This is a genomic window from Streptomyces fulvorobeus, from assembly GCF_013167895.1.
Lineage (GTDB): Bacteria > Actinomycetota > Actinomycetes > Streptomycetales > Streptomycetaceae > Streptomyces > Streptomyces fulvorobeus.
Genome location: NZ_BLWC01000001.1, coordinates 3,943,395 through 3,962,740, shown reverse-complemented (window position 1 = coordinate 3,962,740; position 19,346 = coordinate 3,943,395). Strand labels below are relative to the sequence as shown.

Below are 19,346 nucleotides of genomic sequence, written 5' to 3'. Positions count from 1 at the left end.
CTGTAGTGGTGTTCCCGGCACTCGTGCGCGCGGGTCGCCCGGTCACAGCTCGCCCATCCGGCGTATCACCGGGGCGACACGCTGGACGCCCTGCCGGTAGGCCCCGCGTGCCGCGTTGCGTACGGTCTCGCGCACCGCGCCCCTGACCCGGCCGGTCTCCCTGGCGGTCACGGCGCCCGGCAGCGGGTGGCCGTCGGGGCCCAGGTGGTGGCGGGCCAGGATGCCGGGGAGGTAGCCCGGGGCAGTGGCGGGTGTGTAGTAGGGGGCCAGGGGCGGGAGTCCGTCCCGCTCCAGCAGGGCGGTGACCGCGGCCCGGGCCGTGTCGTACGCCGTGGCGTACGTGCCGTCGGCGGCGACGCCCTGGCCTGCCAGCCACTTTTCGTCGGGGCGGGGCCGGAATCCGCCGTCCAGCCGGTCCCAGGACGTGAGCAGCCCGGAGCCGATGAAGTGGTGGTTGCCGAGGGTCTCGCGGACGCCGAGGTCGGAGAGGACCGCGGTCGGAATCCGCCGGTGCAGTGATTCGAGGGCGGCCGTCGACGAGACGGTGACCAGCAGGTCGGTACGGTCCAGCACCTCGCCCATGTGCCCGTACACCAGGCGGAAGTTGGGCGGCAGGCCACCGGGGAGTTTCTCCGCCAGCCGCTGGTAGGGCAGTTCCTCGATGTGCGTGGTGTGCTCGCCCGGCTTGGAGCGCAGCTTCAGCAGCACCTCGCGGCGGGGTGCAGCCGGGCGTGCTCGACGAGCCTGCGCAGCAGGTACGTACGGTCGGCGCGGGACGCCGGCACGGAGGGCTGGGCGGCGAACACGACCGTGTCACGCCCCTCCTCCGGCTGGTGCGGCGCGCCGCCGAGGAACGGCAGCGCGGCCTCCGTGACGGCCGAGGCGTCGGCGCCCACTCCCTCGTACACCGCGCGGAAACGCTCGGCGTCGTGGCGCGAGTTGGCGAGGACCACGTCCGCGCCGTGGCGCAGGAGCAGCCCGTCCGCGAGCTTCTCGTAGACGACCCCCACGTAACCGGTGACGATCACGGGCCTGCGGGGCAGCTCCAGCGCGGCGAGTCCGTGCAGCATCGCCTGGACGGCACCGCCGACCAGGGCGAGGACCACCAGGTCGTACCCCTCGTCCCGCACCGTGTGCAGGAACTCGACCGCCGTCACCTCACGGACGCGACCGGCGTCGATCCCCACTTCGCCCACCTCGGCGAGCTGCCGGGGCGTGGGCGTGGCCCGGCCGCGCAGCAGCAGTCCGCTGACCTCGACGGGGCGTTCGTGTCGGAGCGACGCGTCGGTGCCGGTGGTGAGGCGGCGCGCGGTGAGCGCGCCCCATTTCCACCGGGTGTCGGAGTCGGCGAGCACGGCTACGCGGAGCGCCGTGCTGCCGTCGGGGGCGGTAACGGCCTGTTCGGCCGTTCTACTGGTACGAGGGGGCACGTCCTAGAAGTTAGGAAGCCATTCCGAGGAGCGGCCCAACGTGGTGGCAACAGATGGTTAACAGCCCACCGACTGTTGGCGAACCAGCCCCGGAATGGACTATTCCAGGGCTCAAATCCCCCTGCAATCAACCTGGTTCACCATTCTGACATGCGCCGTTCACCCGTCATCCTCGCTGGGGACAGGGCCCATGCCGGGCCCGGCTCTAGCGTGATGCGGGTGGTTAAGCTCTCCGTCATCGTGCCGTTCTTCAACGTGCAGACATACGCGCCCGACACCCTCAGAAGCCTGCGGGCCAATGCCCGGGAGGACTTCGAGTTCGTTCTCGTCGACGACTGTTCGACCGACGGGACGGCTGACCTCCTGCGCCGCGCGCGGGAGGAGATCCCCGGGGTGGTGCTGAGACGGCACGAGCGGAACGAGGGGCTGGCGACGGCCCGCAACACGGGTCTCGACGCCTCCCGGGGTGAGTACGTCACCTTCCTCGACGGCGACGACTGGCTGGCCCCCGGCCACTGCGCCGACCTCGTCGCCGCCATGGACCGCCTGGACTGCGACTTCCTGCGCACCGACCATGTGCAGTGCAAGGGCAAGACCCGCTCGCTGCGCCGGGTTCCGGTCGGTCTGCGGGACGTGCCGATGAGTCCCCGCGAGGCCATCCTCCCGGTGGGCCGCACCACCTCCGTCGACTATCCGTACGCCTGGGCCGGGGTCTACCACCGGCGCCTGGTCGACCGGGGTCTGGTCCACTTCACGGACGGGCTGCGCACGGCGGAGGACCGGCCGTGGATCTGGCGGCTGCACCGGGAGGCGGAGTCCTTCGCGGCCGTGGGCCTGTTCGGCGTCTTCTACCGGCGCGGGGTCGCGACCTCCCTGACCCAGGCGGGCGATGTGCGCCGGCTCGACTTCATCCGCGCCTTCGACCAGGTCATCGGGGAGACCGCCCAGGACCCGGAGGCAAAAACGCTTCTTCCCAAGGCGGTGCGCACCTACTGCGCCGTCATATCCCACCATCTGGGTACCATCTCCGCACTTGAACCCGGCGTCGCCCGCACCCTGCGGTCGATGAGCGCCGCCGCACTGCGCCGCCTGCCGCAGGACATCCTGGAAGAGACGATCGACTCCATGGACATCGACAGGGCCTCCCGGCTGCGGCGGCTGCGCCGCCGTCCCGTCACGGGCACGGGTGCCGCGGCATGACCACTCAGATCTTCTGCGCCTCCACCCTGCACGGTGCGGCGGTCCTGGCCGCCGCCATCGACGCGGGCTGCTTCCGTCCCGTCCGGCGGCGGATACTCCTGGTCGGCAACAGCGCCGCCGTGCCCGAGGTCTCCCCCGCCCTCGACGAGCTGCCGGGCTTCGACGCGCTGCGCGACCGGTTCGACGAGGTGCTCTCCTGGAACGCGGCGATCGCGCCCTTCCACCCCTCGGGCTGGTCGCCCAGGCCCGGTGACGCCCCGCTGTGGGAGCGGCATCTGCGCCGGCTGTGGCGCCTGGGCGACGACGACCTGGAGCTGACCGTCGAGTCCGTCGAGACGCCACCGGCCACCGCCGTCACCGGAATCTTCCTCGGTGCGCCCGTACACGTGTACGAGGACGGGCTCGCCGGTTACGGGCCGACGGGCGGGAAGCTCGACCCGCTGCTGGGTACGAGGGTGCGCCGGCTCCTGCACCTCGGGCTGGTTCCCGGCGTACGGCCGCTGCTGCTGACGGAGTTCGGGGTGGAGGCCGAGGTCGTGCCGGACGACGCCGTCCGCGCGGTCTTCAGGAAGGTCGGCGCGGCCTCGCCCCTACCGGCGGTCCCCCACCGCGCCCCGGCGCTCCTGTTCGGTGAGCGTCTTCCGGCTCCCGGCGCGGCGAAGGAGGAGGAAGCGGGGCTGCGGATGCTGCGCGGCGCGGCCGGGCGCGGACACCGCGCTCTCGTCTTCGTACCGCCGCCCGGGGCGCCCGCCCACGCCTCGGTCGCGCTGAGGTCGGAGGCCGGACGGCTGGGTGTGGAACTGACCGTGCTGGAACCGTCCGCGCCCGGCCAGGCCCCGCTCCCCGAGACGCTGTTCGAACAGGTGCGGCCCGCGCTCGTCGTCGGCTGCGCCTCTCCCGCGCTCTTCACCGCGCGCCAGTTGTACGGACTCGACGTCGCGAGCACCGGTACGGGTGAGGTGCTGGAGGGACTCGCCCCCTTCGAACACCGCGACCGGGTCCCCGTGGCCCTCGCCCACACCCTGCTGCCTGAGCTGGAGACCGGACTCACCCGGACCCCCGGCGACCCCGCCCGGCTCGTCACCGCACTCGGGTTCGTGGCGCAGCCCCGTATCCACGCGGAACTGCGGGCCGCCGCCACCGGGTACCTCGCGGACGGCCTCACCCCCGCCGAGCAGGAGCTCTTCCCGCGCCGCAGGCTGACGGTGCTCGGTCTCCCCGGTGGCCTGCCCGGCAGGCTCGCCGCCCTCTCCCGCAGCCCGGTCCTGCGCCGGGCCGCGGGACGGGCGCGACGGCTCAGGCGCACCGTCCGGCGCTGAGCACGCAGAAGCCGGGCCCGCTCGTCGCGGGCCCGGCTTCCGTGCGTCCGGGGCTCAGCCCAGCAGGCGGGTCAGGCCGACGCGGGCCCAGAGCAGGGCCGCGCCGAAGGACAGCAGCGTGGTCGCGGCGACGAGCCCGACGAGCGAGGCGACCGCCGCGGCCGGTCCCAGCCCGTCGGAGACGAACCACCGCGAGAGCGCGGTCAGCACCATCAGATGGACGAGGTAGGCGCCGAACGAGGCGTTGCCCAGCCGGACCAAATGCGGGCGCAGCCGCCCGGGAATCGGCAGCCGGTGCAGCGAGAGCAGCACCCCCGCCGTGAACAGGGCGACGAACAGGCTGCCGTACGGGATCGCGTAGTGGATGTCGTGCTGGTACCAGGCCACTCCCGCGAAGCCCGCCACCGCCACCAGCGCCCACAGGGCGCGCCACCGGCCCGCGGCTCCGGCGGGCAGCGCCACCAGCAGGGCGCCCGCGACCGCGTACACGAGCTGGTACGGGGCGAACGTCCACCCGAGCCTGGGCATGTCCCAGCCGGTGATCCGGCCCACGTCACCGAGGAGCACCGGGGCGAGCGCGAGGCCCAGCAGGGCGGCCGCTAGACCCCACGGGCGCTTGCCCGACCTCACCATCACGACGAACGCCAGCAGCAGGACGACCGGCACGTAGGCGTACAGGTACCAGAGATGGAACGCGGGCCGCACCGAGCCGAACAGGGCGTCCCGGGCCAGTCCGGTGACCGGCCCGTCGTTCGTGCCCCGCCACCTGCCCCAGGCGAGGTAGAGGGCCGTCCAGGCGCCGAGCGGCACGAGGATGCGTACGATCCGCTGCCGCAGCCGCCTGCCGTCCTTCGGCGGGGCGCCGACCAGGACGACCCAGCCCGCGATCGCGAAGAAGACCGGCACGGCGAACCGGCTGGCGGAGTCCCCGACGATCCCGGCCCAGTACACGCCGGGCCCGCCCGCCTCCGTACGCCCCACGGCGTCCAGGAAGGCGGAGCCGGAGTGGCACAGGATCACTCCCACGGAGGCCAGCAGCCTGATCAGGTCGACGTCGTAGCGGTGTTCGCGCTCGGGCCGGCCGGCCCGGGCGGCGTCGTGCGGCTCCACGGGGGGCACGGTGGTCACGGGGACGGTGGATGACATCGCGGCCCCTCAGAAGCCCAGGCCGGCACGGGTGCGCCGGGCGGTGCGGCGCAGCCGGACCGCGGCGCCCTGGACGCTGCCGCCGGGCAGCGACAGCTTTCCGAGGCGGCGCCGCTTGAAGTAGTGCTGCGTGGTGCCGTCCAGCCGCGCCCGCAGCCACGCCTCGGCCTCGGCGCGCAGTCCGGGATGGAGGCGGGACTGCATGCAGTAGCCGACCGTACGCACCAGGGGGGCGAGGGTGTCCGGCGCGCTGCCGGGCAGTGCGGGCACCCCCTGGGCGGCGTGCCGCTCCAGATCGGGCACCAGGTGGTCGACGATCGTCAGCGGTATGCGGTTGCTGTTCTCGTACGGAGTGAGCCGGTCCAGCAGCGGGCCCGTGCCGACCCGGGCGACGGGGATGCCGTAGTACGCCGCAGCCGTGAGCATCGCGGTGGAGAAGCAGCCGACGACGAGCGTGGGCGCGCACCGCTCGAAGAGCGTCTCGGCCAGCAGCGGGCTGTTCATCGTGGTGAGCCGGACCCCGGCATCGGCCGCCGCGGCGTCCAGCGCCTCGGAGTAGCGGGCCGGGGCGGTGGGGTGCGGCTTGAAGAGGATCGACGTGTGGCCGGCCCTGGCCGCGCCCCGCAGCATGCGGATGTGCAGGTCCTCCTCCTCCTCGGGGGTCAGTATGCCAAGGGCGGCGAGGTACTGCCCGAGGAGTACGGCGGTGGGTGCCTGGGCCACCACCTCGGTGAGCTGCCGGTCGCCGTCCGCCGACCCGGCGATCTCACCGAGGACCTTGCGCATGGCGTCGGCCGGTACGAGCTCGGGTTCCACGTCGAACTCGGAGAGCAGCATCGGCCTGAGACCGGGGACCAGGTCGAGGTGCAGGACGCGCCGGATGCGGCAGCCCAGGGCCACCGGCAGCTTGTTGCGGGTGGGCCCGTAGCTCATGAGGCCGTCCGCGTACACGTGCAGGGGGCTCTCGGAGAAGATCGCGGCGAGCGCGCGGGCGGGGTTGACCTGGATGGACTCCAGGGCCAGTTCGACGGGTCCCTCGCCCAGGCCCCAGGCCAGCCGGAAGGCGCGCTGCCAGAGCACGGTCTCCTCGGCGCGCGGGCCCCAGCCGTTCGGGTGGTACGGCCGGATCGCCTCGTTCCAGCTGATGACGGTGTCGAACCGGGCGGCGATGCGGTCGTAACCGCGCATCTCGTCCAGGCCGGGGCTCGCCTCCGGGACCGCGCCGTTGTTGCACACCAGCAGGACGCGGCGGCTGTCCGAGGGTGATCCGAACTGTCCCGCGTCGAGCGCGGCGGCGAGCGTGGCGGCCCCGTACAGGGTCGACACCTGGAAGATCTGGGTGCGCGTGGGCATGGGTCAGACGGCCTTCTGCTTGTCACGCAGGCGCCGGAGCACTGTGCTGCGCTTGGTGTCCATCGTGTTCAGGGTGTGGTCGAGCACCTGCTGGGGCATGCGGTGCAGGGCGCCGGTCGACGCCAGTCTCAGCCGCCGTGCGGTCGCGCTCTCGTAGTCGGTGGCCCGCTCGCCGTGGAAGGCGATCAGCGCGCAGTACGTACGGACGGCCTTCGGCAGCAGCAGGTCCGCGTCCCGGTCCTGCGCGAGTTCCCTGAGCAGGGTGTCGTAGGCGGGGAAGAAGTCCAGCTGGCGTGAGTCCTTTATCTGCGTCAGGGACGTGGTCACTCCGCGCCGGTAGAAGATGCCGTAGAGCCCCAGTGCCGCGTAGCTCCGCGCCCGCAGGTGCAGCCGCCAGGTCCACAGCCGGTCCTCGGCGGTGCGCAGCTCCTCGTCGAAGCGCATGGCACCGTCCTCGAAGAGCCGGCGGTGGTAGAGCCCGGCCCAGACGAAGGGGTAGTCGACCATCGTCTCCATGTCGGGGTACGCGATCCCGTCCCGCGGGTCGACCGGCGCGTCGCGGACCCGGGCGGGGGCACGCCGGATGATCCGGCTGGTGTCCGTCGACTGGACGTGGTCGTTGCGGACGAAGTCGACGTCCAGTTCCTCGGCGGCGCTCAACAGCCGGGACAGGTGGCCCGGGGCGTACCAGTCGTCGCCGTCGAGGAAGGTGAGGTACTCACCGCTCGCGGCCTCGATCCCGCTGTTGCGCGCCGCGGCGATGCCCACGTTGGTGTCGTGCCTGATGACCCGCGCCTGCGGGAGCCGCTCGGCCCAGCGGTCGATGACGGAGGGTGTCCCGTCCGTGGAGCAGTCGTCGACCAGCAGGAACTCGACGTCCGCGGCCGTGTTGCGGGCGAGACTTCCCAGGGTGGTGTCGGCGTACGGGGCGACATTGTGAAGCGGTACGACAACGGACAGTTTTGGCACGCCGGCCCTCGCCTTCGATCATGTAGCCGCCCAAGCTAGTGAAGGGCGTCGAGGGCCGAGTGGCCGTCGGTGCGACGGAGGATGAACTCTGGGCGACGCCGGTATGACACCGGACGCCCGCCCCGGTGCGGAGCGGGGCCTTGACCTCAAGCCCGCTTGAGTTCCTACGGTCCTGGACATGGACTACTCACACGATGACGCGGGACTCGCACGGCAGCCCATCGGCTACTGGAGCTGGGCCGCCCACGAAGCCACCGTGACCCACATCCGGGCCGCTCTCGCCGAGCACGGTCTCACCCAGCCGCCCTGGTGGGTCCTCAACCAGCTCGTCGACGCGGACGAGGCGGGCCGGCCGCGCGCCGAGGTGGTCGCGGTGCTGCGCGGCTATCTGCACGTCGGCGACGCGCTGGAGCCGGAGATCGACTCGCTCGTCGAACGCGGCCTGGTCACCGAGGACCCCGCCCACCGGCTGCGGCTGACCCCGGCGGGCCACTCCCTGCGCGAAGAGGCGTACGCACGGGTCAGCCGGGCGAGCGCGGAGATCCACGCCGGCATCCCGGACGAGGAGTTCGTCGCCGCTCTCAAGGTCCTTCAGCGCATGATCCACAACGTGGGCGGGCGGGCCTGGCACCACTGACGGCCCGGCACCTCATGGCGACGGCTCACCCGCCGCTGAACGAGAGCTTGGCCGCGAAGCCGAGGAAGAGCACACCCGCCGCCGAAGTCGCCCCGGCCGACAGCCGCTTGCGGCGGCGGAAGACCGCGGCCAGGCGGGTGCCGCCGAATATCAGCATCGAGAGGTAGAGGAAGCTGGCGGCCTGGAGCAGTGTGCCCAGCAGCAGGAAGGACAGCGCCGGATAGGCGTAGCCCGGGTCGACGAACTGCACGAAGAAGGAGATCAGGAAGAGGATCGCCTTCGGGTTGAGGAGGCTGACGACCAGCGCCCGCCGGTAGGGCCGCTCCACCGCGGCCGCCGCCGGGGCACCGGCCTGCGCCGTCAGCTCCTCCACCCGGCGGTGCCGGTCACGCCACATGGAGACGGCGGCCCGGAGCATGCCTATGGCAAGCCAGGTCAGATAACCCGCGCCCGCGTACTTCACGACGGCGAAGAGCAGCGGCGTCGTCTGGAGCAGCGAGGCGGCGCCCAGCGCGGACAGGGTCATCAGCACGGCGTCCCCGGTCCAGACCCCGGCCGCGGCCACATAGCCGGTCCGCACCCCGCGCCGGGCGGCCACGGACAGCACGTACAGCGAATTGGGCCCCGGCAGCAGAATGATCAGCACCAGGCCGGCGAGGTAGGTCGGAAGATCGGTGACACCCAGCATGGACGGAGTGTCGCACGGGGGTACGACACTCCGTCCAGGGGGCACGGCAGGTGTTCCGCGCCTCGCCCGTCGCCGCCCGGCAGGTGGCCGGCGGAGAGCCCCGCCCGCCCGCCCCCGCGCCGGCTACGTCAGGCATCCCGCCGGTCAGGCACCCTGCCGGTCAGGCACCCCGTGCGGGAACCACCCGCTGACAGCGCACACCGTTCGCGACGCACCCCGGCCTCGCCGCACCCCGTTCAGAACGCGTCCGTGGGGACGTACGTCCCCCAGACCTCCCGCAGCGCGTCGCAGACCTCGCCCACCGTCGCCCGCGCCCTCAACGCGTCCTTCATCGGGTGCAGGACGTTGTCCGTGCCGCCCGCCGCCTGCCTGAGTTCCGCGAGCGCCGCGTCCACCGCGCCCTGGTCGCGCTCCGCGCGCAGCCTCGCCAGCCGGGCCGCCTGCTGGGCCTCGATCGCCGGGTCGACGCGCAGCGGCTCGTACGGCTCCTCCTCGTCGAGCTGGAAGCGGTTGACGCCGACGACCACACGCTCCGCGCTGTCCGTCTCCAGGGCCACGCGGTAGGCGCTGCGCTCGATCTCGTCCTTCTGGAAGCCGCGCTCGATCGCGTCGACGGCGCCCCCCATCTCCTCCACCTGGAGCATCAGGGCCACCACCGCGGCCTCGACGTCGTCGGTCATCCTCTCGACGGCGTACGAACCGGCGAACGGGTCCACGGTGGCGGTGACGTCCGTCTCGTACGCCAGGACCTGCTGCGTACGCAGGGCCAGCCGGGCGGACTTGTCGGTGGGGAGCGCGATCGCCTCGTCGAAGGAGTTGGTGTGCAGCGACTGCGTGCCGCCGAGGACGGCCGCGAGGCCCTGCACGGCGACGCGCACCAGGTTGACCTCGGGCTGCTGGGCGGTGAGCTGGACGCCCGCGGTCTGGGTGTGGAAGCGCAGCATCAGCGACTTCGGGTTCTTCGCGCCGAACTCCTCCCTCATCACCCTCGCCCAGATCCGGCGCGCGGCGCGGAACTTGGCGACCTCCTCGAGGAGCGTCGTCCGCGCGACGAAGAAGAAGGAGAGCCTGGGCGCGAAGTCGTCGACGTCCATGCCGGCGGCGACGGCCGTGCGGACGTACTCGACGCCGTCGGCCAGCGTGAACGCGATCTCCTGCGCGGGCGTGGCACCGGCCTCCGCCATGTGGTAGCCGGAGATGGAGATGGTGTTCCACTTCGGGATCTCGTCCCGGCAGTACTTGAAGATGTCGGCGATCAGCCGCAGGGACGGCTTCGGCGGGAAGATGTAGGTGCCCCGGGCGATGTACTCCTTCAGCACGTCGTTCTGGATCGTGCCGGTGAGCCGGTCCGCCGGGACCCCCTGCTCCTCCGCGACCAGCTGGTACAGCAGGAGCAGCGGCGCGGCCGGGGCGTTGATCGTCATCGACGTCGAGACCTTGTCCAGCGGAATCCCGCCGAACAGCACCCGCATGTCGTCGATCGAGTCGATCGCGACCCCGACCTTGCCGACCTCTCCGGACGCGAGGGGCGCGTCGGAGTCGTGGCCCATCTGGGTGGGCAGGTCGAAGGCCACGGACAGGCCCATCGTGCCGTTGGCGATCAGCTGCTTGTAGCGGGCGTTCGACTCGGCGGCGGTGCCGAAGCCCGCGTACTGCCGCATCGTCCACGGCCGGCCGGTGTACATGGTCGGGTAGACGCCACGCGTGAAGGGGTACGCGCCCGGGGCGCCCAGCTTCTCGGCCGGGTCCCAGCCGTCGAGGGCGTCCGGCCCGTGGACCGGGTCGATGGGCAGTCCCGACTCGGACTCACGTGTCATGTGCTGTGCCTCCCGTGCATACCGGCCAGGGGATCATGGTGCGCCACGGACGCCGTGACGGACGTCGTAGCGGGCGCGTCAGCGACGGACTCTAGCGGCGGCCGGGGGAGCGGCGGAGAGCCACCGGCTGGGAGCTTGCTCACAGGACCAGGCCCGGTCGGACCCGATCTCCCCCTCATGCGCAGGATTCGGCAACCGGGCAGGGCGGGCATCCGTCCAAGGAGATACCGGAGCAACGGACGAGCCCGGAGGGGGCACCCAGATGACACACACCGGCGTGAGCGCGAAAGGCGGCCGGAGGCGCACCACGGCGGCGGTCGCCGGCGGAATGCTCGCCGTCACCGTCCTGGCCGCGGGCTGCACGCCGGAGACCGCCGGCGGGGCGGGGCGGGTGGCGCCCCCGGCGGCGACGGGACCCGCCGACGACCCGAAGCCGGGCGGTGGTACCAGCGGCCCGGCCGATAGCCAGCCCGCGAGCCCGGCCGATAGCCCGGCCGCGAGCCCGCCCACGGCGTCCGCCTCCCCCGAGCCGTCACCGGCCAGGACCACCGAGGCGCCTGCGGAGCCGGAGACCCTGATGGCGACGGGCTCGCAGGGCACGCGGGTACGGGAACTCCAGGCCCGGCTCCGTCAGATCGGCCACTTCGACCGCTCCCCCACGGGTTTCTACGGGTCCGTCACCGTCGCGGCCGTGCGGTCCTTCCAGGGCAAGCGGGAGCTTCCCCGCACGGGCGGGACCGACACCGTCACCTGGCAGAGACTCCTCGGCATGACGCGGAGCCCGACCGCCGCCGAGCTGACCCCGCCCACCGCGCGCCCCGCCGCCGTACCCGACGAGCGCTGCACGACGGGCCGCGTCCTGTGCATCAGCAAGAACAGCCGGACGCTGTCGTGGATGATCGACGGCCGGGTCCTCTCCTCGATGGACGTCCGGTTCGGCTCTCAGTACACGCCCACCCGCGAGGGCGTGTTCTCCGTGTCCTGGAAGTCCCGCCACCACGTCTCCACGCTGTACGACACCCCGATGCCGTACGCGATGTTCTTCAGCGGCGGCCAGGCGGTCCACTACTCGCCGGACTTCGCGGCCCGCGGCTACAGCGGCGCCTCGCACGGCTGTGTGAACGTCAGGGACGAGAAGAAGATCGCCTCGCTCTTCGCTCAGGTGAAGACCGGCGACAAGGTCGTCGTCTACTGGTGAGCGGGAGGCACGTCGCACGTCCGGCGCGGCGATGAGGGGCGCGGACGGGACCGGGGGAACGTGTCCCGCCCGCGCCAGGTGCGCTGAGCCGAAGGTACGGGGGAACCCCCGGCTCATTGCGCGGCCGATGACCAGTCGGCTCACTCAGTACTGCGTCGGACGGCCGGAAAATGTCACACCTGTCGTCACGAGGGCACCGCCCGAGGGAGTGAACGCGACCGGGCGGGACGCCGGAGCGACCGTCAGAGCCCTCGGCCCGACCTCGGCACCCGTACCCCTGTCGTGCCGGTCGCCGCCCTGGTCACCGCCATGATCGTCGCCGCCCCGGCCGCCGCCCGGGGCGCCCTCGGGGACCCTGGAGCCGGCATCGCCCTTCCCGCCGCCGCTTGCGCCGCCCTCGCTCCTGCCGTCGAGGCGGGCGCAGAACCGGTGCAGGTTCTGCTCGCTTTCGGCCATCTCCACGAGACGGCGCCTGGTGGCCCGGTCGAGTGTGCCCGCGCGGTAGTCGCGGCACGCCTGGACGGCCTTCTCGTACGCCCGGCCGGAACCGGCTCCGGGTACGCCGGAGTTCCCGGGCGCGTCCTGCCCGCCGTCGGCCCGGTCGGGAGGGTGCTTCGCGCTCCCCCTCTCCCCCGGACCCGGTCCGCCGCCGCCAGGTCCCACGGGGAGGCCGCCGCTCGCGCCCCCGCCGCTGTCACCAGCGTGGCCGCGTCCCGGTACGGACCCTGATGATGCCGGCGTACGCGGGCCGGGGGCCGTGCCGGACGGGCCGGGGGAAGGGGCGTCGCCCGAGGGCGGCCGGGCGACCCGCTCGTCCGCGGAGGCCGCCGCCGACACGGAGACGGCGGGGAGGGGCGCACTCTGCTCCCCGAACGGTCCGGGCAGCATTCCCGCGCCCGAGGCGGCCGCCACCCCGCCGAGCGCGCAGCCCGCCAGGGAGAGGACGAGGCCGTAACGGGTGGGCCGGCTCCAGCGCGCTTGGTGGCCGGCCTGCGGACGTCCGCCCCCGGCCCGCACGGTCAGAAGCCCCTCCGGCCTCGCCGAGGACTGCCCGGCCTTGCCGGCCCGCCCCTTGGGGGTGGACCGGCCCGCACGGGCGCCGCTTCCGCCCCCGGCGTGCGCCGCCTCACGGAACGCGGCGAGCGCGGTGCTCTCACCGGGCAGTTCACCACCGGCCGGCGGCAGGGCCCTGACCGCTTCCAGCGCGGCGGTGAGGCGCACGGCGTCGCTGCGGGCACGATCGTCGGCGGGTTCGACGGGCTCGCCGCGGAACAGCCGTTCCGCCGCGTCCTGGTCGAGCCACTCGTACCGCTCGTCGGCCATCACATGTCCTTCTGCGTCCAAGGACGCGAATGCGTCACACCGTGGGGACCCCCGGCGGGAGCCGCCACACCGTCGCGGGCCGGGCGCTGCGAGGGTACAGCTCCGAGCTCCTCGCTCCCCGAGCCAGTGCCGTCCGGGTCCGGGGCGCCCGGTTCCGCGCCCCCGGTACGGTCGTCCAGGAACCCACCGTCCGCACCGACCAGCTCGGCGAGCCGCTTGAGCCCCCGGTGGGCAGCGGTGCGTACGGCGCCGGGGCGCTTGCCGAGCGTCCGCGCCGCGCTCTTCGCGTCGAGGCCGACCACCACCCGCAGGACGACGGCCTCGGCCTGGTCCTGGGGAGCTGCGCGATATACGACATGGCGCGAGCGGTGGCCAGCGCCTCGATCGCCTCGTCCGCCGTATCGGACTCAGCAGGTTTGCCCGTCAGTTCGGTCTCGTCGCCGCCGATGGCGGGACGCCTGCTCCGCATCCGCAGGTGATCGAGGCAGCGGTTGCGCGCAATCCGCGCCGCCCACCCCCGGAAGCGGTCGGCGTCACCGCCGAACCGGTCGAGGTCGCGGGCTATCTGGAGCCAGGACTCCGACGCCACGTCCTCCGCGTCCGCGTCCCCGACCAGCGTCCGTATGTAGCCCAACAGCCTTGGCTGCACGGCGCGGTACACAGCACGGAAGGCGTCCTCGTCCCCGTCCTGCGCCGCGAGCACCGCGGCCGTCAGCTCCGCGTCGTCCCCCAGCACTCCCTCAACCCGCCCTGCTGTCATGAATCGCAGCTGGTCACCACTGCTGCGCCACTCTGCGCGAATCAGCACGCTACGTGCTCGCCCGGTGCCGCGTCCATGACTTGTACAACGCGCAACAGCTGGCCGACATACGCGGTGTGACAGAAAACGCACCCGTGGCGCTGACATGAGTACGGGGCTGCCACGCGGCCTCGTGGAAGACGGCCGGGGCCTCTCCTGTGGGGGGTGGCGGCCCCGGTCGTCGTCCCAACATGTGATCCCGTGACCAGGCGCTTCGTAGGCCGCCTACCCCCTCCGTGACCAACGGCGTGACCAACGCGCCGGCAAACTCTTCTGGGCGGGCGCGTTCTCGGACGCTAGATACCCCAGTGACCAGCACTTTCCAGCGCTCACCCGAACTACCGGAGCTCAGTCGCCGCGTGAGCTCAGGACAAGCTCCTGGCACCTTCCATTCGGCCCCGCAGGCCACCGACGCGAAGAGCGCGCTCGAAGGCGCAACCCACGGCAACCCACGCGCCTCCGTCGCCGAACGATCGCGAACGATCAGCGGACAGCAGCCATTAGAGTGCCCAGCGTGAACATCGCGCCTCAGCAGACGACCGTCTTCCGCCTGATCGTGACGGGAGGCGGCACCGGCGGTCACACGTACCCCGCTCTCACCGCGATCCGCACCTTGCAGGCACGCCTGGCCGCTTCCGGCCTCACCCTCGACGTCCTGTGGATCGGAACCTCGGAAGGTCTGGAAGCCCGGGTCACGAGCGCGGAGGGCATCCCGTTCACCACCGTCGCCACGGGCAAGATCCGGCGTCACGCGAACCCGCTGAAGATGGTGTCGCCAGCCAACGTCCGGGACATGGCACGCGTCCCGCTCGGGGTCGCTCAGGCGCGCAGCGCGGTCTCGGCCTTCCGGCCGGACGTCGTGCTCGCCACGGGAGGTTACGTCGCCGTGCCAGCCGGGCTCGCCGCCAGGATGTGCCGAGTCCCGTTGGTCCTGCACGAACAGACCGTCCGCCTCGGCCTCGCCAACCGGAAGCTCGCCGGTTCCGCCGCGCGGATCGCCGTGTCCTCGGAGTCGACCCTGCCGCTCCTACCGGAGAGCGTCCGGTCGGCGGCGGTGGTCACCGGCAACCCCGTACGACCGGAGATCCTGACCGGCCACCCGGACAAAGCAGTGACTGCCCTCGGCCTCCACACCTTCGACCGGCGCCTTCCGACGGTGTACGTCACCGGAGGCGCGCAAGGCTCACAGCAGATTAACGACGTGGTCGGCGGCGAACTGCCGTGGCTACTGGAACGCGCCAACGTTGTGCACCAGTGCGGCCCCACCCACCAGCAGGCGCTGTCCGCTCGCGCCGCAGGGCTGCCTGCCGCCCTCGCCGCCCGGTACCACCTCACCCCGTTCGTCGGGCCGGAGCTGCCGGACGTCCTGGCCATGGCCGACCTGGTGATTTCGCGCAGTGGCGCGGGCACCCTGGCGGAGTTGACCGCCCTGGGCAAGCCGGCAGTGTTCGTCCCGCTTGCGACGGCGGCCGGAAACGAGCAGGCGCACAACGCCCGTCACCTGGAGAAGGCCGGGGCGGCGGTCGCCCTCCTCGGCGACGTCACCGGCGGGCACCTGCGCGAGGTAGTCGGCCCGCTCCTCGACGATCCGGCGCGCCGGGGTGCGATGGCCGCAGCGGCCAGGGCACACGGTCGCCCGGACGCTGCGGAAAGGCTCGTGGACGTGATCCTGTCCGCAGCATCCCAGTAACAGCGCGGTCGGCAGTGGTCTACGTGATCCGTCCACCGGTATGCAGCACGGTGCCAACTTCAATGAGCACAGCGCACTCGTGGAACGCAGCGTCGTCCTGGCCCATCGGGTCGGGCACGTCCCGGTCGCCGAGGTAGAGGCGCAGTTTGTTCTCGTTCTCCGGGCCGCAGACGGCCCGGAGGGTAGCGAGAACGGAGGCGTCCATGGCGAGCACCGTGTCCGCCCAATCCAGCACGTCCAGGCTGATCTGCTGAGCACGGTGGGCGGTGAGGTCGTAGCCCAGCCGCCGGGCGGCGTTGATCATGGCGGAATGGGCGGGCCGGTCCTGCCACTTGCCGATCAGCCCGGCCGAGCGGACGGCCAGACCTGGTCCGCCCCGCCGAGCGAGAGCGAGCTGGGCGAAGGGGCTGCGACAGTAGTTCCCCAGACACACGGCGAGCAGATTCGACATCAGGCGCCGCCCGTGGCCTTGAGCGCGTGTCCGAGGGCGGTCCCCACTCGGTGGACATCTGCCTCGGTGAGGTGTTGGTGGAAGGGCAGGCTCAGGATTTCCCGGCTGACCCGCTCAGTAGCGGCCAGGTCGCGCCTCCAGCGTGCGAAGGCGGGCTGAAGGTGGTTGGGCGGGTAATGAACGCCGACGCCGATGTTCCTGGCCCGTAGGTGAGCGAATACGTGGTCCCGGTGCGGTACGCGGACCTGACAAAGGTGCGGCACCGTGTGGTCGAGGTCGACGTCGACGAGCGTCACCCCCTCCAGCGCGTCCAGGGCATCACTGTAGGTGCGCCACAAGTGCCGCCGGGAGCGCACGGCGGTGTCGAAATGGTCGAGCTGCGCCAGCCCGATGGCGGCGTTGATGGACGAGAGCTGATACCGCAAGCCGAAGCCTTCCACCTGGTAGCCGGTGGTCTCAGCGCGCTCGCTCTGGGACTGCGTGACGCCCAGCATGCGGAGTCGGCGGACAGCGGCAGCCTCCTCGGGCGTACGGGGGATGACGGCCCCGCCTTGGCCACAGGTCAGATTCTTGACAGGCCCGAAGGAAAAGCACGTCAGGGCCGTGTCGTCGGCGCCGACGTGCTGGGGTCCGCAGTGAGAGCCGAAGGCATGGGCGGCGTCCTCGATAACCACGATGCCCCGCTCCGCCAGATCCTCACGAAGAGGTCTGAGGTCGACGGCCCGGCCACCGAAGAGCACCGGCAGCACGGCGGCCGTGTCATCGGTGACTGCCTCCATGACGAGTTGCGGGGTGACGCACAACGTCGCCGGGTCTACGTCGATAAACCGCGGGGACGCTCCGACAGCCCGGATGACCTGCACAGTGGCGCAGAACGTCATGGACGGCACGATCACCTCGTCACCAGGACCTATGCCTGTGGCAAGCAGGGCGCTGTGCAGGGCAGCGGTACCGGAACTGACGGCCACCACGTCAGGTACGCCGAGGTACGCGGCGATCCGGCTCTCGAATTCGGCGGTGAGGTCAGTATGTCCGTACTGGCCCGCCTCCAGGACTCGGACGACTGACGCCGCCTCTTGTCCGTAGAGGTAAGGGGACGCGTTTCGCCGAACGTCGGGAATGGTCAGGCTCATGTGGTTACCCCGTTCATGGCGATGCGCTTCAGATCGGTCGTCTCACCGACGGCCAACGTCTCGACGTAGTTGGTCAGGAACACCCCTGTCCGGTAGGTCAGGCGGTCATGGTCGACCGGGAGGCCGAACAGCCCGTTGACCATCTGGCCGACGAGATCGGCTCCGGCCGCCTCGGTCAGCGGGAAGCCTCCGGCGATCCGGACGTTCAGTTCGGTGATGGTGACCTGGCCGTCGTCCTGGACGAAGCCCTGCACGCAGCACAGGCCCTCGGCGCGTACAGCACGTAGGGCGGCCAGCACGAGATCGAGCACGGTGGTGTCGTGGAAGGTGGTGGAGACCGCGGCGAGCCCGGCCTTCACCAAGTCCCGGCGACGTAGGATCGCCGACGCTCGGCCCGTGCGGTCCACCAGGCAGTCCGCCGTGAACTCGGTTCCGTACACCCGCTCCTGCACCAAGGCGTCAGGGACCACCTCGCTCAGCAGCAGGGCGTGCTCCTTCTTCTCGACGAAGTGGACGTGCTGGGCACCGTGGCCGCGCCGGGGCTTGACCACCAGCCGCGTGTTCTCGGGGACCAGGTCGAGGGTGTCGCCCCACCATGACCGAGGCGTAGGCACTCCGTGCTCGGTGAGCACGCGATGAAAGGCTGCCTTGTCGATGCATGCGTGTACCGATGCGGGTTCGGGCAGCCACATCCGCACGCCGATCTCCTCCAGCCGAGAACTCATGCGCAGCAGCGGCGGAAGATCGTTCTCGATGGCGGGTACCACCGCGTGTACCGCCAGCGCCCGGCACAGCCCGGTCATGCGGGCTCGGTAGTCCTGGTCGTCAGCCGACGGAATGACCTGGGGCACGACTTGCGGGAGAAGGAACCCTGGGGCGAGAGGGTTGGCGTCGGCGGCGATGACTCGGTGGCCGAGACGGGTAAGGCTTCGGGCCAGCCCGAAGCCTGGGTTGGCTCCGGTGCCGGTGACCAGGATCCGGCGCGGTGCGATCTGGTCAGCGGGCACGGTAGTCCTCCATAAACGCGGGCCCACGGCGGGAGGCTGGCAAAGAGGTGCGCCAGAGACCACCGCTCGCGAGCGGGGCCCACCGGTCGGGGTTGCGGCGGTACCACTCGGCGGTTTCAGCCAGCCCGTCCTTCAGGCGGTGAGTCGGCCGGTATCCGAGTTCGTTGCGGGCCTTGGACCAGTCGATCGAGTAGCGGACGTCGTTCGACGGTCGGTCGGGGATGTACGTGACCGCGTCCCACGTCGCGCCGCAGATCTTCAGCAGGTGGCCGGTCAGCTCCTTGCTGGACAGGTCAGTGCCTCCACCGAGGTTGTAGATCTCCCCCGGCTCCCCACCACGCAGCACCGCTTCGATCCCGGCACAGTTGTCTTCTACGTGCAGCCAGTTACGCACGTGCTGCCCCCGGTCGTGGAGAGTGACGGGCGCTCCTCGCAGGAGCCGGGTCACGAAGAGCGGGATGATCTTTTCCGGGTACTGGTAGGGCCCGTAGTTGTTGCTGCTGCGAGTTACACATAGCGGGAGCCCAAGGGTTTGGTGAGCACCCAGGGCTACCAGGTCGACGGCCGCCTTCGACACCGCGTACGGGACCGAGGGGCGCATGGGTGAATCCTCGGTCGCTGCTCCCTTCGGCAGCGGGCCGTAGACCTCGTCGGTCGAGACGTGGACGAATTTGGCGATACCGTGGCGGTGAGCCGCGTCCACAAGCACCCGGGTACCGAGAACATTCGTGGAGAGAAACCCGTCGGCCGCGTCATAGGAGCGATCGACGTGGGACTCGGCCGCGAAATGCACCACTGCTGTGGTACCGGACGCCATCAAGTTGTCGACGGCAGTTGCGTCTCGGATGTCACCATGGACGAACCGGAGCTTGTCTGACAGGAACGCCATGCCCAGGTTCTCGATGTGACCGGCATAGGTGAGGGCGTCGAGGACGGTCACGCGGACGACGTCCTTGGCCTGGATGATTCGCTTGACGAAGTGCGAGCCGATGAAGCCCGCACCTCCAGTGACGAGTACGTGTTTCATGCACGCCTCCCGGAAGAGTGGCGGCCAGGCACATCACGCAGAGAGGCGATGTCCGCAGACCGTCGAGAGATGCTCGGAATCTCGCCGAGCTGCCTCCACGGTGGGCCGCACACCCCGTTGGAGTCTGTATCCCCGATGTGGGCCCGCTTTGCGAATCGG

15 protein-coding genes and 2 pseudogenes are annotated in these 19,346 nt (G+C 71.5%); 5 read left to right on the top strand and 12 right to left on the bottom strand.

Annotated features, from left to right (window positions below; translation table 11 throughout):
• Positions 1-42: 42 nt before the first annotated feature.
• A pseudogene (locus Sfulv_RS18055) lies at positions 43-1,430 on the bottom strand (DUF6716 putative glycosyltransferase).
• A gap of 213 nt (positions 1,431-1,643) precedes the next feature.
• Between Sfulv_RS18055 and Sfulv_RS18050 the strand changes: the two are divergent.
• Complete coding sequence (locus Sfulv_RS18050; protein ID WP_173317968.1) at positions 1,644-2,630, top strand: glycosyltransferase family 2 protein; 987 nt, start codon at positions 1,644-1,646, stop codon at positions 2,628-2,630.
• On the top strand, positions 2,627-3,949 hold the full coding sequence (locus Sfulv_RS18045) for a polysialyltransferase family glycosyltransferase (RefSeq protein WP_173315323.1): 1,323 nt from the start codon (positions 2,627-2,629) through the stop codon (positions 3,947-3,949). Before Sfulv_RS18050 ends, Sfulv_RS18045 begins: the two co-directional genes overlap by 4 nt.
• 54 nt (positions 3,950-4,003) lie before the next feature.
• On the opposite strand, the gene Sfulv_RS18040 is transcribed toward Sfulv_RS18045, so the two are convergent.
• The 3 genes from Sfulv_RS18040 to Sfulv_RS18030 are packed head-to-tail and all read right to left on the bottom strand — an operon-like array spanning position 4,004 to position 7,417.
• A complete protein-coding gene (locus Sfulv_RS18040; protein WP_173315320.1) occupies positions 4,004-5,095 on the bottom strand; it encodes an acyltransferase in 1,092 nt (363 codons plus the stop codon).
• 9 nt (positions 5,096-5,104) lie between these two features.
• Positions 5,105-6,448 (bottom strand): polysialyltransferase family glycosyltransferase, encoded by a 1,344-nt coding sequence (locus tag Sfulv_RS18035; RefSeq protein ID WP_173315317.1) that lies wholly within the window; start codon positions 6,446-6,448, stop codon positions 5,105-5,107.
• Positions 6,449-6,451: 3 nt separating this feature from the next.
• On the bottom strand, positions 6,452-7,417 hold the full coding sequence (locus Sfulv_RS18030) for a glycosyltransferase family 2 protein (RefSeq protein ID WP_173315314.1): 966 nt from the start codon (positions 7,415-7,417) through the stop codon (positions 6,452-6,454).
• A gap of 178 nt (positions 7,418-7,595) precedes the next feature.
• Here Sfulv_RS18030 and Sfulv_RS18025 point away from each other — a divergent pair, with 178 nt between their 5' ends.
• Positions 7,596-8,054: a MarR family winged helix-turn-helix transcriptional regulator gene (locus Sfulv_RS18025; protein ID WP_173315311.1), complete on the top strand. Its 459-nt coding sequence runs from the start codon at positions 7,596-7,598 to the stop codon at positions 8,052-8,054.
• Between the two features lie 25 nt (positions 8,055-8,079).
• Here Sfulv_RS18025 and leuE read toward each other — a convergent pair whose 3' ends face one another.
• Entirely contained in the window at positions 8,080-8,742 is a 663-nt protein-coding gene (gene leuE / locus Sfulv_RS18020; RefSeq protein WP_173315308.1) for a leucine efflux protein LeuE, read from the bottom strand.
• A 236-nt stretch (positions 8,743-8,978) separates the two neighbouring features.
• On the bottom strand, positions 8,979-10,559 hold the full coding sequence (locus Sfulv_RS18015) for an acyl-CoA mutase large subunit family protein (RefSeq protein ID WP_173315305.1): 1,581 nt from the start codon (positions 10,557-10,559) through the stop codon (positions 8,979-8,981).
• A 262-nt stretch (positions 10,560-10,821) separates the two neighbouring features.
• On the opposite strand from Sfulv_RS18015, the gene Sfulv_RS18010 reads away from it, so the two are divergent.
• Positions 10,822-11,757 (top strand): L,D-transpeptidase family protein, encoded by a 936-nt coding sequence (locus Sfulv_RS18010; protein ID WP_173315302.1) that lies wholly within the window; start codon positions 10,822-10,824, stop codon positions 11,755-11,757.
• A gap of 144 nt (positions 11,758-11,901) precedes the next feature.
• Here the strand turns inward: Sfulv_RS18010 and Sfulv_RS18005 are convergent, their stop codons facing one another.
• Complete coding sequence (locus tag Sfulv_RS18005) at positions 11,902-13,080, bottom strand: hypothetical protein (RefSeq protein WP_173315299.1); 1,179 nt, start codon at positions 13,078-13,080, stop codon at positions 11,902-11,904.
• A pseudogene (locus Sfulv_RS18000) lies at positions 13,080-13,816 on the bottom strand (RNA polymerase sigma factor). Before Sfulv_RS18000 ends, Sfulv_RS18005 begins: the two are co-directional and overlap by 1 nt.
• Positions 13,817-14,393: 577 nt before the next feature.
• Here Sfulv_RS18000 and Sfulv_RS17995 point away from each other — a divergent pair.
• Positions 14,394-15,569 (top strand): UDP-N-acetylglucosamine--N-acetylmuramyl-(pentapeptide) pyrophosphoryl-undecaprenol N-acetylglucosamine transferase, encoded by a 1,176-nt coding sequence (locus tag Sfulv_RS17995; protein WP_173315296.1) that lies wholly within the window; start codon positions 14,394-14,396, stop codon positions 15,567-15,569.
• Between the two features lie 19 nt (positions 15,570-15,588).
• Here the strand turns inward: Sfulv_RS17995 and Sfulv_RS17990 are convergent, their stop codons facing one another.
• Genes Sfulv_RS17990 through Sfulv_RS17975 form a run of 4 tightly spaced genes read right to left on the bottom strand, consistent with a single transcriptional unit; the run spans position 15,589 to position 19,187 of the window.
• Positions 15,589-16,020 (bottom strand): arsenate reductase/protein-tyrosine-phosphatase family protein, encoded by a 432-nt coding sequence (locus tag Sfulv_RS17990; protein WP_173315293.1) that lies wholly within the window; start codon positions 16,018-16,020, stop codon positions 15,589-15,591.
• On the bottom strand, positions 16,020-17,153 hold the full coding sequence (locus Sfulv_RS17985; RefSeq protein ID WP_173315290.1) for a DegT/DnrJ/EryC1/StrS family aminotransferase: 1,134 nt from the start codon (positions 17,151-17,153) through the stop codon (positions 16,020-16,022). The genes Sfulv_RS17990 and Sfulv_RS17985 overlap by 1 nt, the downstream gene beginning before the upstream one ends.
• Positions 17,150-18,160, bottom strand: coding sequence for an ATP-grasp domain-containing protein (locus Sfulv_RS17980; RefSeq protein ID WP_256668974.1), 1,011 nt, complete (start codon positions 18,158-18,160; stop codon positions 17,150-17,152). Before Sfulv_RS17980 ends, Sfulv_RS17985 begins: the two co-directional genes overlap by 4 nt.
• Entirely contained in the window at positions 18,150-19,187 is a 1,038-nt protein-coding gene (locus tag Sfulv_RS17975) for a dTDP-glucose 4,6-dehydratase (protein ID WP_173315287.1), read from the bottom strand. The genes Sfulv_RS17980 and Sfulv_RS17975 overlap by 11 nt, the downstream gene beginning before the upstream one ends.
• Positions 19,188-19,346 lie beyond the last annotated feature (159 nt).

Bases quoted from the DNA above. Each gene is read 5' to 3' on its own strand.
- Sfulv_RS18050 (WP_173317968.1), top strand. From the start codon at position 1,644: ATGCGGGTGGTTAAGCTCTCCGTCATCGTGCCGTTCTTCAACGTGCAG.
- Sfulv_RS18045 (WP_173315323.1), top strand. From the start codon at position 2,627: ATGACCACTCAGATCTTCTGCGCCTCCACCCTGCACGGTGCGGCGGTC.
- Sfulv_RS18040 (WP_173315320.1), bottom strand. From the start codon at position 5,095: ATGTCATCCACCGTCCCCGTGACCACCGTGCCCCCCGTGGAGCCGCAC.
- Sfulv_RS18035 (WP_173315317.1), bottom strand. From the start codon at position 6,448: ATGCCCACGCGCACCCAGATCTTCCAGGTGTCGACCCTGTACGGGGCC.
- Sfulv_RS18025 (WP_173315311.1), top strand. From the start codon at position 7,596: ATGGACTACTCACACGATGACGCGGGACTCGCACGGCAGCCCATCGGC.
- leuE (WP_173315308.1), bottom strand. From the start codon at position 8,742: ATGCTGGGTGTCACCGATCTTCCGACCTACCTCGCCGGCCTGGTGCTG.
- Sfulv_RS18015 (WP_173315305.1), bottom strand. From the start codon at position 10,559: ATGACACGTGAGTCCGAGTCGGGACTGCCCATCGACCCGGTCCACGGG.
- Sfulv_RS18010 (WP_173315302.1), top strand. From the start codon at position 10,822: ATGACACACACCGGCGTGAGCGCGAAAGGCGGCCGGAGGCGCACCACG.
- Sfulv_RS18005 (WP_173315299.1), bottom strand. From the start codon at position 13,080: ATGGCCGACGAGCGGTACGAGTGGCTCGACCAGGACGCGGCGGAACGG.
- Sfulv_RS17990 (WP_173315293.1), bottom strand. From the start codon at position 16,020: ATGTCGAATCTGCTCGCCGTGTGTCTGGGGAACTACTGTCGCAGCCCC.
- Sfulv_RS17985 (WP_173315290.1), bottom strand. From the start codon at position 17,153: ATGAGCCTGACCATTCCCGACGTTCGGCGAAACGCGTCCCCTTACCTC.
- Sfulv_RS17975 (WP_173315287.1), bottom strand. From the start codon at position 19,187: ATGAAACACGTACTCGTCACTGGAGGTGCGGGCTTCATCGGCTCGCAC.